The sequence below is a fragment of the Hymenobacter rigui genome (assembly GCF_003944715.1).
GTDB lineage: Bacteria > Bacteroidota > Bacteroidia > Cytophagales > Hymenobacteraceae > Hymenobacter > Hymenobacter rigui.
The window spans coordinates 45,402-57,118 of the sequence record NZ_RWIT01000018.1; the positions used below are offsets into that span (position 1 = coordinate 45,402).

The window sequence follows — 11,717 nt, forward strand, 5'->3', positions numbered from 1 at the left end:
TGTACCTTGTTTCTTTCCACACCTTTCGCGCATTGTTAGTACCGGAACTCTGCTCCGCACTTATTGCTATAAACTGCCGCCCTAGGTTTCTATGGCGGCTTTTGTTTGCTCTTGTATGTCTGCTGCCTCTGGTGCTACCAGGGGAGGCCATTACTATTTTCACCGCGGCAGGAGGCAGCACAATTCCGCCACCTGTCTGGAAGCTACAGAATAGTAACGTCAGCCTATTGACCAGACCTTATACTGGCTGAGTGAAACAATCCCAACAGACGTTATTACGACGGTCAATTTTAATCTATTAGCCTACACCTCCGCCACTTTCATGGCTGACGATGTGTAGCGCTCCACCAATGGCCACGATTTCCGAGTTATCGGGCATGTGCGCTAGTACAGCACTACCAATCAAGTACACCACAATACGTAGTTAGGATGTTGAAGTGCTGGGCGGAGCGGTCTGTTATCATCTCAGGCAAACGGATACTAGTGGTAGTGCCACTGACCGAGTATCTGTGTGTTAAGCACTGCTAGTGCCGTAAGTGTACATCCGAATCCTGCGCAGGCCTGACACTGCAATTGTCGGCTGAGGGCACCCTTGTTTACTAGGCAGTAAATATGTTGGGCAGCATTGTATTGCGAGGCAAGGGATGCGGAGCCACGCAGCCGACGGTGGCGGTACTGCCCGCGGGAGAGCTATGTGTTTGTAAGCCTACCAATTGGTCACTCTATTCACAAGGGCATAAAGCAGTAAGAAAGCCTTACCCTGATGGCCAGCGAAACTTGTCGTTACTATATATAGTAAATGCACCAGCTAGTATTGTCACTAAGCCAAACAACACAACGGCCCCATCCTTTTCGGGATGAGGCCGTTGTGTTGTCTGATTAAAGGTTGCTTTTACACCGAGAAACTCTCGCCACAGCCGCAGGTACGGGAGGCGTTAGGGTTATCGAAGAAAAAGCCCTTGCCGTTCAAACCATCTGAAAAGTCGAGTTCAGTGCCGGCCAAGTAAAGGAAGCTTTTCATATCTACCACTACACGCACCCCTTTGTCCTCAAACTCTTGGTCCATGGGCTTGACCTCGTTGTCGAAGTCAAGCTTGTAGCTGAGGCCGGAGCAGCCGCCGCCGGCCACCGAGGCACGCAGGCGGTAAGTGGAGTCCAGCTCTGCATCGTGCATGAGCTTTTCAACTTTCTCTTTGGCTTTATCAGAAACGGTAATCATGGGGCAAAAAGGCTAGTTCAGGCCGCAGTGGGCGCTACCCGAAAAGAAATGTCATCTGTAGAACAGCAAAGATACGGTGCTTGTTCAGAAACATTCTAAGAACTTGGATTCAATACCACGCTGAACACCGTGATGGTCGTCAGGTCGCGGCCGAAATAGAGCTTATCCAGCGCCTCATACACATTGTGCGCCCTGAAATAAGAAGTTTGCAGTTCCTTGTCGCCGCGGGCCCGCCATTGAATAGTATAGGAGCTTTCCTCGTCGCGGTAGTGCTGCACATAGGCCAGCATCCTGCGCAACGCATCCAGCTTATCATGTCCCGTCTCGTAGCGAAACAGAAAGCTTTGGTGGTGGCGCGGGTTGACCGTAATCAGATCCAGCCGTATCTGACCATCCAACTGCCGGAACTCAAACAGCAGGTTGCCCGCACCCAAGCCCAGGTAATCTTCTATCTGCCGCTGAATCCGGGCGCTTTCAATGTGTACGTCGGTGGGGGAGAGGTCCATGCTTGCAGGAGCTAGAAGTCAGGAGGTAAAAAAAGGAGCCAGAAGATAAAACGACCAGCCAGGCAGGCAGGTGCATTCTATCTTCCAGCTCCTTACTTTTTTTGCTACCAGACTAGTGGTGCGACTTAGCCATTTCCAACTCGGGCAGGCCGTTTTTCACGCGGTAATCGTTGATGGCCGATTTGATGGCGTCTTCAGCAAGTACCGAGCAGTGGATTTTTACGGGCGGTAAAGCCAACTCTTCCACAATCTCCATGTTGTCGATGGCCAGCGCTTCGTCCACCGTCTTGCCTTTCAGCCATTCCGTCGCCAGCGACGACGAAGCAATGGCCGAGCCGCAGCCGAAGGTTTTGAATTTGGCGTCGGTGATGGTATTGGTGGTTTCGTCTACCTCAATCTGCAGGCGCATTACGTCACCGCACTCAGGTGCACCCACCAGGCCGGTACCTACGTTCTTCTTGCTCTTGTCCAGCGTGCCCACGTTGCGGGGGTTGCTGTAGTGGTCGATTACTTTATCGGAGTAAGCCATGGCTTTCTGTTAGTTTCTGGTTGCTAGTTTCTGGTTTCTTGTTGTCGTTCTGGCTGCGCGTTTTCGTCAGGACAATTTGCCTAACCAGAAACTAACAACCAGAAACAAGAAACGTATTAATGCTCAGCCCACTCAATAGAGTTCAGGTCGATGCCTTCTTTAAACATCTCCCACAGGGGCGACATTTCGCGTAGCTTGGTAACGGCTTCTTTTACGTGGTTAATGGCGTAATCGATTTGCTCGTCGGTGGTAAAGCGCGAAAGACCGAAGCGCAGGGAGCTGTGGGCGAGGTCGTCGCTGAGGCCCAGGGCTTTGAGTACGTAAGAAGGCTCCAAAGAGGCCGAGGTACAGGCCGAACCGGACGATACAGCCAGATCTTTCACGCCCATCATCAGGCCTTCGCCTTCCACATACTTAAAGCTGATATTGGCCACGTGGGGCAGGCGGTGTTCGACCGAGCCATTCACATAGCTTTCCTCCAGCGTCAGCAGCTCTTTTTCCAGCCGGTCGCGCATGGCGCTCAGGCGGGCTGTGTCGGCGGCCATTTCCAGCTTCGCCAGCTCGCATGCTTTGCCCAGGCCCACAATGCCGGGAACGTTGAGCGTGCCGGAGCGCATGCCCCGCTCGTGGCCGCCACCGTCCATCTGGGCGGTAACTTTTACGCGGGGGTTCTTACGGCGTACGTACAAAGCACCAACCCCTTTGGGGCCGTACATTTTGTGGGCCGTGAAGGCCATCAGGTCAATACCGTCGGCAATAACGTCTACCGGAATCTTACCTACGGCTTGGGTGCCGTCCGTCATGAACAGGGCACCGTGCTTGTGAGCAATGGCGGCAATTTCGCGGATGGGCTGGATGGTGCCAGTTTCGTTGTTGCCGTACATGATGGTTACCAGAATGGTTTCCGGCGTCATGGCGGCTTCCAACTCTTCCAGGCTGATGAGGCCCTCGGCGTTTACGGGCAGGTAAGTTACGCGGCCACCCAGCTTCTCAATGTGCTTGCAAGTATCAAGCACAGCTTTGTGCTCGGTGGTGGCGGTGATGATGTGGTTACCCTTCTGAGAGTACATCTCAAACACGCCTTTGATACCGAGGTTGTCGGATTCAGTAGCGCCCGAAGTGAAAATGATTTCCTTAGGGTCACAATTAATCAGGCCGGAAATCTGCTCGCGGGCGTAATCCACGGCTTCCTCAGCGGCCCAGCCGAAAGGGTGGTTACGCGAAGCAGCGTTGCCGAATACCTCGGTCAGGTACGGCATCATGGCCTCCAGAACACGCGGGTCGAGGGGCGTGGTGGCGTTGTTATCGAGGTAAATAGGTAGCTTGAGCATGGCTCGGAGTGTCTGGTTTCAGCGGAGAATCATTCGCAGGTAGAACACAAAAACCGGGTAACAGGTTTTCTTTTCTTCCCACATTTGTAACTGCAAAAGTAGAACAAAACCAACGAAGCCGCGCTATGACGGTTTCGTCCTTCTCGACTAACCGATGCTCACCAACCTCGAACATTTAGGCCTCGCCGTTAAAGACCTGGAAGCCGCTACCACTTTATACACCAAATTGCTGGGTAAGGAGCCTTACAAGCGGGAGCACGTAGCCTCTGAGGCCGTGGATACGGTGTTTTTTCAGGTAGGCGGCTCCAAGATTGAGCTGCTGGCCGGCACCTCGCCCGACAGCGCCATTACCCGCTACCTGGAAAAAAAGCCCGAGGGCATTCACCACGTGGCCTTTGAGGTAGATGACATCCGGGCGGAAATGGAGCGTTTGCGGGCCGAGGGGTTTCAGCTGCTGAACGAGGAACCCAAGCGCGGGGCCGACAACAAGCTGGTGTGCTTCGTGCACCCGAAGTCGGCCAACGGCGTACTGGTAGAGCTGTGCCAGAGCATCAACTAACCTCACGTACAGAATTCAGCACATGAAGTTTTTTCGTCAGGAAGTAGATAGCGCCGTGGACGCGCTGCTGATGCAGCAGGTAATTCTCTATCCTACCGACACGGTGTGGGGCCTGGGCTGCGACGCCGAGGTGACACGGGCGGTGGACCAGGTGTACAAGCTTAAAAACCGGCCTGCCGAAAAGGCTTGCATTGTGCTGGTAGCCGACGAGCAGATGTTTGCCCGCTATGCCGAAATAGTGCCGCCTAACCTCCCGGAGCTGCTGGCCCGGCAGGAGCGACCCACTACCTACGTGGTGCCCGGCAGCCGGCAGTTGGCCCCCAACCTGTTGGCCCCCGATGGCAGCATTGGCCTGCGCGTAGTGCAGCAGGATGAGTTTTGCCGCCTCGTGATTCGGCGCCTTGGCCACGGGCTGGTGTCCACTTCCGCTAATATCAGCGGAGAGCCTACACCGGCCGTATTCAAGGAGGTAAACCCGGAGCTGGTGCGCAAAGTGGACTACGTAGTGAACTGGCGGCAGGACGACGAAACCCGCTCGGCCCCGTCCCGGGTGGTGCGGGTACTGCCCGATGGCGGGCTGGAAGTGCTGCGGGATTAGCCCGAAACAACGCGTCAAACCCGGCGAAACAGGCTCAGCAGTAGAGAAGGGCAAGGCGAAAACAGGATGCAGGCGGGTTACCTTCTTCTGAAAGCGGGTATAAAGCCCGCAATCCATCACCAATCCTTTTGACTCTTTTTGCCATGAAATTCTCCTTCAAATCCCTGCTCGTTCTGGCCGCTTTTGCTCCTTTCGCCCTGGCCTCTTGCTCGGAGAAAACCCAGGAAAACGCTGAAGCTACCGCCGAAAGTGCTGCCAACGACGCTGCTGCCAACACCGAAGCTGCTGGCGACGCTGTAGAAAACGCTACCGATAAGGCTGCTGCCGAAGTAAAAGAGGAAACTACTCCTACTGCCGGCGACACGGCCGTAGTAGTGAACAAGACCACTACCACTGTAGTAGAAGAAACGCCCGTTAAAAAGTAGTTCTGCCTAAGGGCACTGCTGCCAAAAGCTCCTCCGGACTTGTGCCAGAGGAGCTTTTTCGTGTTTACTGCCCGGCAGCATCGGCTGCGCCATCAACTGGCTCGTGCTACCTTTGTGGCATGAATCAGCCCCAACTGCCCGATCTTCCGTTGTTCCGTACCATTGCCGACGCCGCCGGTGAGCTGGGTTTCCCGGCCTACGTGATTGGGGGCTACGTGCGGGATTTGGCGCTGGGTCGGGAAAGTAAGGATGTGGATGTAGTGTGCGTGGGCGACGGCATTGCGCTGGCCCAGGCCGTGGGCCGCAAGCTGCCTGGCCGCCCGCGCGTGACGGTGTTTAAGAACTTCGGCACGGCTATGCTGCCTACCCCCGAAATTGAAGTGGAGTTTGTGGGAGCCCGCAAGGAAAGCTACCGGGCCGAGAGCCGCAAGCCCGAAGTGGAAGCTGGTACCCTGGAAGACGACCTGGCCCGCCGCGACTTCACCATCAATGCCCTGGGCCTGAGCCTGAACCCCGATACCTACGGTCAGCTGGTGGACCGCTACGACGGCATGGGCGACCTGCAACGGAAAATCATCCGGACGCCGCTGGACCCCGATATTACGTTTTCCGACGACCCGCTGCGCATGCTGCGGGCCATTCGGTTTGCCACGCAACTGGATTTCGATATCGACCCCGACACGTTTGATGCGCTGGCCCGGAATAAGGAGCGCATCAAAATCATCTCGCAGGAGCGGATTACTACGGAACTGAACAAGATTATCATGGCTCCGAAGCCCAGCTATGGCTTTAAGCTTTTGTTCAGCTGCGGGCTGCTGCCGCTCATCTTCCCCAAAATGGCCCAACTGCAGGGCGTGGAGAAAGTGGGTCAGCACGCCCACAAAGATAATTTCTACCACACCCTGCAGGTGCTCGACAACGTGGTGGCTGCCGGTGGTGATCTGTGGCTGCGCTGGGCCGCCATCCTGCACGATATTGCCAAACCCGCCACCAAACGCTACGACAAGCGCGTGGGCTGGACCTTCCACGGCCACGAGGATAAAGGGGCGCGCTGGGTGCCCGGCATCTTCACCGATCTGAAATTGCCGCTGGGCGAGGAAATGCGCCAGGTCCAGAAGCTGGTGCGCCTGCACCTGCGGCCGATTGCGCTGGTCAAGGAAATTGTGACGGATTCGGCCGTGCGCCGACTGCTGTTTGAGGCCGGTGATGATATTGACCGCCTGATGCTGCTGTGCCGCGCCGATATTACCAGCAAGGACCACCAGCGTGTGGCCCGCTACCTGCGCAATTTCGATGTGGTGGAGCAGAAGCTGAAGGAAGTGGAGGAAAAAGACCACCTGCGCAACTTCAAACCCGTCATCACCGGCGAAATCATCATGGAAACATTCGGGCTGAAGCCCAGCCGCGAAGTAGGTGAACTGAAGGAGGCCCTATTGGAAGCCATCCTGGAAGGCAAAGTCCGGAACGAGTACGAAGAAGCCTTCCTCCTGCTGTTGGAACTGGGCCAGCGCAAAGGGCTGGTGGTAGTGAAAGGATAAGGCAGAAAGTAAAAACGGTCATTCCGAGCGAAGCCGAGGAATCTCGCGTGCTGATGTAGCAGATTAACTCTGACATCAGCACGTGAGATTTCTCGGCTTCGCTCGGAATGACCGTTTAATAGTATTCCTTAAAACGCATTGAAGGCAGCTCCGGCCGTCCTGTTGCAGCAGGAGGGTAGGCCGGGGCTGCCTTCGGGTCTCACCTTTTCACTCACAAATGGACCCAGTATTGCTGTCGTGCTAGCTCAACGGTATAGATGCTGGAAACCGGCGACGGGTTGCCTGAACAAGAACTGTTCCAGCAATATGCAGCTTCCGACATGTAGAACGCATGAAAAGCCGGAGGGTTACAGTGGAGGTGAGGTAAGTAGCGGAGTATCAGGATTCAGCTAATTGCAGCAGATTTTGTCCAGCTGCTCGTAATAGAGCAGCTGGACAGATACCGTATTATTTTTCCAACGACCGGATAGTTGCGGCCCCGAAGGCTTTGCGGCTTACGTTTTCGGGACGGCCACTGTACTCGATGAGGCTGGCACCAACCGCGTTGGCTTTCAAATCCTCGGTTACACGCAGGCGGATTTTGGTAGCCCCAACCGCATCCACATCAGCACGCCGCACATTAAACTCCGTGGCGGCTACCTCGCAGGCACCGGCTCCGCTGATATCCAGACGGTCGGCGTTGCCCTGGAGGGCAGCCTGGCAGCCCCCGGCCAGATCCAGTTTCAGCTCCTGCAGGTTACCACGGAAGCGGAACTGACTGCCGCCGGCCTGCTGCACGCGCAGGTCGCCGGAGCCGAAGCCGCTTACCTCGGCGTGGGTGCCGCCCACCAGCTCCAGGTCATTCAGCTCGGGCATTTCAATGATGAACAGCACGTCATCGGTGTCGCCCCGGTCCGAGTCGAACAGGTCCCGGTTGCGGGGGGCAATGGTGAGCTTATCACCGTCCCGCTCCACTTTAATGTCGCGCAGAGCCCGGCCGGGGCCGGCGGCCCGCACGCTGAAGGTGCCGCCCTGGCGGATGAGGGCCCGGTAGCCCCCCACAATGCTCAGGTGGTCGAAGCCGGATTCGTTGAAGGTCTGGCGCTCCGAGCCGTAGGAATCTTCGTCTGCGTTGATGGGCTCGATGCTGTCGAAGCTCAGTTTCACGTCCGAGTCGTTGCGGCCTTCCTCGTAGTCGTTGTTGTTGCTGTCGTAGTCCTCCGAGTTTTCATCGTGGGGCTTACGCAGGTCGGCTTCCTTGCAGTTTACGCACTCCACTTTATTGCCCTTCATGCGGAACACAAAGTTTTCGGGGTGGTAGGGTTCCTGGTTGTTCACGTAGTCTTCCTCATTCAGCCAGTTGGCAAAGGTTTCCGACATGCGGAACCGGCGGCCCTGGGGCATGAGCAGGCGCAGGCGCATTTCCTGGTCGCGGAACTTGGCCGTGGGCTGGAAGGCGAAGTGGTCGTCAATGCTCAGCGTGGAGTCGTTGAGGATGCGCAGGTTGTGCAGGGTAGAGGTAGCGGCGTTGCGGCGGGCAATGGAGTCAGAAGAACCTTTGGCCTGAATGATGCGCTCCAGACGCGGGGCCTGGGCACTGTCAATGCCCACCAGGTCCAGGTCAACCCATTTGCCGTTGTTCAGCTGCCGGCGCTCCAGCACCAGCGTAGGCTTGGTAAGGCCACCCAGGGTAGTGGTTTGGGTTACCTCTTCTTCGCGCTGAAATTCCCGGCCTACCCGGATGCCCGCCACCGTGCTACCTACCACACCCAGCAACCACAGGCCCAACAGGCTAAGCGAGGCCGTACGGCTCAGGATAGTGCGGCGCAGCAGCAGGCCAACGCCCATCAGGAGCAGGGCCAGTGCTGGAATGGCTGTCACCAGGAAGAACGACAGCACTGCCCACACCGAAATATCATTGAAGATCAGGAAGGGTTGCAGGGGGCCAAAGTCCAGATTGTCGGAGGAGGAAATGATGCCCAGGCCGATGCCCAGACCCATCACCACCGCCAGCAGCAGGCTGAAGCCCGTGAGGGTGAGGATACCGCCGGCCACCACCCGGATGATGGAGCCAATGCCGTTGATAACCGGGCGCACATTGCTGAATGAATCCTCCAGGAAAGTGCCCACGGGGCGGTTGTTTACCGGCGTACCCTCTGCGCCTGCGGCGTAAGGGTTGTTGCGCAGGTTTTCATCCAGGGCCGAAAGCGTCACGGCGTCGCCCCGCATGCGGAGCTTGTCGGAGGCGGTTTTCGCCTCCGGCAAGAGAATCCACAGCAGCACGTAGAGCCAGAACCCAAGGCTGCCGGCAAACAGCAGGGCCAGGAACGCCACCCGAATCACCACCACATCTACCCGGAAGTAAGCAGCCAATCCGGCCGATACCCCGCCCACTTTACCGTTGTCGGTGTCCCGGTAGAGCTTCTTGAATACCGGGTCCTCATCCGTGGGCATGGTGTCGTACTTCTTGGGCAGCACAATCCACATCACGATGTAGGAGAGGATGCTGATGCCCGCCAGCCGGCCCGATAAGTGGTCGAGGGGGCCGTTGTCCGCAATGGCTGGGAGCAGCACTGCCAGGACCAGGAAGCCCAGCCGTAGCCAGATGGGGTTGACGGCGAAGTAGCGGGCCAGGCCGGCAGCTACACCAGCCACCTTGCGGTTGGCCATGTCGCGGTACAGGCGCTTGGGGCCAGCTTCCTCAGCGGCTTCCGCCGCTTCGTGGGCCGTAGCGGTGCGGGCGCGGCTGCTGGTGTAGGCACTGCCGGCGTAGGTGCCCTGAGCCGAGCCAGAAGCTACGGCTTCGGCCAGCAGCTCGTCGTCGTCCTCAGCCTCGTCGGCCGACTGGAAGTCGCTTACGCGGCCCATTTTGGCGGTCATGGCCTCCACGTCTTCCAGCGTGATGACCTGCTTGAGGCCGGAGAGGCGGGCGGCGAAGAGCTCGGCAATGCGGCTCTCGATGTCGGCCACAATTTCCTCGTGGCCGCGGTAGCCGCTGAAGTGGGCTTTCACTTCCGCCAAGTAGCGGCTAAGCACTTCGTAGCCATCTTCCTCAATGTGGAAGATCATGCCCTGAAGGTTGATGCTGATGTTCTTTTTCATCTCAGTGCTGCAACTAGTCAAGAATAACTGGTAGGGGGCGGCTGCGGGGGGTTACAGCAGCGGGTCCGGGGCGGAGGGAGCGTGGGGAGGGGCCACCTCGAGGCCAGCGGGCGAAACCGCATCCGGATTGTGCGGCTTCTGGCGGATGATGCGGATGGAATCCTGGACTTCCTCCCAGGTCAGGCGCAGCTGGTGCAGAAACTCCTGGCCATCGGTGGTGAGGGTGTAGTACTTGCGGGGCGGGCCGGAGGTAGACTCCTTCCAGGTGTAGTCCAGCAGGCCCGCGTTCTTAAGGCGGGTCAGCAGCGGGTAGAGCGTGCCTTCCACCACAATCATGCGGGCAGAAGTCAACTCTTCGAGCATATCGGACGCGTACACCTCGCCGCGGGCAATGATTTCCAGAATGCAGAACTCCAGGATGCCCTTCCGCATCTGCACTTGGGTGTTCTCGACTTTCATGGGCTGAGGCAGATATCGGTGAAGAATGAGACAAATATAATAGAAGGTACTATGCAACGCAAGGTACTGGTGATAATTATTTTCAGGAAGTTGACTACTCGTTTGCGAAGCGCTGGTACAGCCGCATCTGCCTGATTCGGAAATCGGTTAAAAAAGGGCTTTTATCCGCTTGAAATGCAGTTTGCTCCAGAACCTGAACTCGCCTCGCACTATTAATGAGTATCTTGCGTTCCTGCCTCGTTCCCGCAACTTTTCCGGTTTTCTATCCGATTACACTCTCTATGCTCCACATTTCCCGTAGTGCGGCCCTGTTTACTGGTCTGGGCCTGAGCGTACTGGCCACATTGCCCGCGCTGGCCCAGGACAAGACCCCCAAGTACAGTAATGAATTCCTCAACATTGGGGTAGGGGGCCGGGCCCTCGGGATGGGCAAAGTGCAGGTAAGCCTAGCCGACGACGCCACGGCCGGCTATTGGAACCCCGCCGGGCTGGTCAATCAGAAAACTAAGTATGACGGCGTTCTGATGCACTCGGAGCTGTTTTCCGGCATCGTAAAAAACGACTATGCCGGCTTCAGCATGAAGCTCGACGATAAAAGTGCCGTCGGCGTGAGCCTGGTGCGGCTGGGGGTAGATGATATTGCCGATACCCGTAACCTGGTAAACGAGTACGGCTACATCGACTACAACAACATCCGCTACTTCTCAGTAGCCGATTATGCCCTGCTGCTGTCCTACGCCCGCCAGATTGGCAATGTGGAAGGCCTGCAAGTGGGAGCCAACGCCAAGCTCATTTACCGCAACATCGGCTCCTTTGCCAATGCTATTGGGTTCGGGGTGGATGCCGGCGTGCAGTACCGCCGCAATGACTGGCGCCTGGCGCTGATGGCGCGGGATATTACTACTACCTACAACGCCTGGACCATCCACCCGGAAGAGTTCAAGGGCTCAGCCAACGCTCTGGACCCGCTGCCCAAAAGCAGCACCGAAATAACCCTGCCGCTCTTCGTGCTGGGGGCCAGCCGCCTGTTCAAACTGCCCGGCGAATTTACCGCCCTGCCCGCCCTGGATGTGGAAATCAGCACCGACGGGCAGCGCAACACGCTGGTATCGTCCAAAGCCGTGAACTTGGACCCCCGTGCCGGCCTGGAGCTGGGATACAAGCAGCTGGTGTATCTGCGCGGTGGCGTAGGTAACCTGCAGCAGGTACAGTCGTTCACGGGCAAAGAGGAGTGGAAGGTACAGCCCAGTTTAGGCGTAGGCCTGGCCCTGAGCGGCCTGCGGCTGGATATGGCTCTCACGCGCCTGGCCGTTGAAAAGCTGGGCCAACGCTCCCAGCCCACCTCCATCATCGTATCGTTGGGTTACGGAATTAAATGAGTTGTCGGTTGTGTGTTATCAGTTGTTAGTTGCTGGTTGTCAGAACGATGCCGGCAACTGACAACTGATAACTACCAGCCAGCAACTGACGAC

At 57.2% G+C, this 11,717-nt stretch carries 11 protein-coding genes; 5 read left to right on the top strand and 6 right to left on the bottom strand.

Features of this window, described 5'->3' with window-relative positions; translation table 11 throughout:
• Positions 1 to 892: 892 nt before the first annotated feature.
• The 4 genes from EI291_RS20300 to EI291_RS20315 all read right to left on the bottom strand — a co-directional run bounded on the left by EI291_RS20300 (position 893) and on the right by EI291_RS20315 (position 3,585).
• On the bottom strand, positions 893 to 1,219 hold the full coding sequence (locus tag EI291_RS20300) for a HesB/IscA family protein (RefSeq protein WP_125424119.1): 327 nt from the start codon (positions 1,217 to 1,219) through the stop codon (positions 893 to 895).
• A 95-nt stretch (positions 1,220 to 1,314) separates the two neighbouring features.
• Positions 1,315 to 1,725: a hypothetical protein gene (locus EI291_RS20305; RefSeq protein WP_125424120.1), complete on the bottom strand. Its 411-nt coding sequence runs from the start codon at positions 1,723 to 1,725 to the stop codon at positions 1,315 to 1,317.
• A gap of 112 nt (positions 1,726 to 1,837) precedes the next feature.
• Positions 1,838 to 2,254, bottom strand: coding sequence for a Fe-S cluster assembly scaffold IscU (gene iscU / locus EI291_RS20310; RefSeq protein ID WP_044001465.1), 417 nt, complete (start codon positions 2,252 to 2,254; stop codon positions 1,838 to 1,840).
• A 116-nt stretch (positions 2,255 to 2,370) separates the two neighbouring features.
• Complete coding sequence (locus tag EI291_RS20315; protein ID WP_125424121.1) at positions 2,371 to 3,585, bottom strand: IscS subfamily cysteine desulfurase; 1,215 nt, start codon at positions 3,583 to 3,585, stop codon at positions 2,371 to 2,373.
• 154 nt (positions 3,586 to 3,739) lie between these two features.
• Between EI291_RS20315 and mce the strand changes: the two genes are divergently transcribed.
• The 4 genes from mce (at position 3,740) to EI291_RS20335 (ending at position 6,705) form a co-directional block, all read left to right on the top strand.
• On the top strand, positions 3,740 to 4,144 hold the full coding sequence (gene mce / locus EI291_RS20320; RefSeq protein WP_125424122.1) for a methylmalonyl-CoA epimerase: 405 nt from the start codon (positions 3,740 to 3,742) through the stop codon (positions 4,142 to 4,144).
• A 22-nt stretch (positions 4,145 to 4,166) separates the two neighbouring features.
• Positions 4,167 to 4,742, top strand: coding sequence for an L-threonylcarbamoyladenylate synthase (locus EI291_RS20325; RefSeq protein ID WP_125424123.1), 576 nt, complete (start codon positions 4,167 to 4,169; stop codon positions 4,740 to 4,742).
• Positions 4,743 to 4,885: 143 nt separating this feature from the next.
• Positions 4,886 to 5,167, top strand: coding sequence for a hypothetical protein (locus EI291_RS20330; RefSeq protein WP_205701640.1), 282 nt, complete (start codon positions 4,886 to 4,888; stop codon positions 5,165 to 5,167).
• A gap of 119 nt (positions 5,168 to 5,286) precedes the next feature.
• The gene (locus EI291_RS20335; protein ID WP_125424124.1) at positions 5,287 to 6,705 is read left to right on the top strand and encodes a CCA tRNA nucleotidyltransferase; all 1,419 of its coding nucleotides are present in this window, start codon (positions 5,287 to 5,289) and stop codon (positions 6,703 to 6,705) included.
• 447 nt (positions 6,706 to 7,152) lie between these two features.
• Here the strand turns inward: EI291_RS20335 and EI291_RS20340 are convergent, their stop codons facing one another.
• Positions 7,153 to 9,786 carry a PspC domain-containing protein gene (locus EI291_RS20340; RefSeq protein WP_125424125.1) on the bottom strand — a complete coding sequence of 878 codons (2,634 nt, stop codon included), beginning with the start codon at positions 9,784 to 9,786 and terminating at the stop codon, positions 7,153 to 7,155.
• A gap of 51 nt (positions 9,787 to 9,837) precedes the next feature.
• Entirely contained in the window at positions 9,838 to 10,245 is a 408-nt protein-coding gene (locus EI291_RS20345) for a PadR family transcriptional regulator (RefSeq protein WP_240635618.1), read from the bottom strand.
• A 281-nt stretch (positions 10,246 to 10,526) separates the two neighbouring features.
• On the opposite strand from EI291_RS20345, the gene EI291_RS20350 reads away from it, so the two are divergent.
• Positions 10,527 to 11,624, top strand: coding sequence for a putative type IX sorting system protein PorV2 (locus EI291_RS20350; RefSeq protein ID WP_125424126.1), 1,098 nt, complete (start codon positions 10,527 to 10,529; stop codon positions 11,622 to 11,624).
• The last annotated feature ends 93 nt before the right edge of the window (positions 11,625 to 11,717 follow it).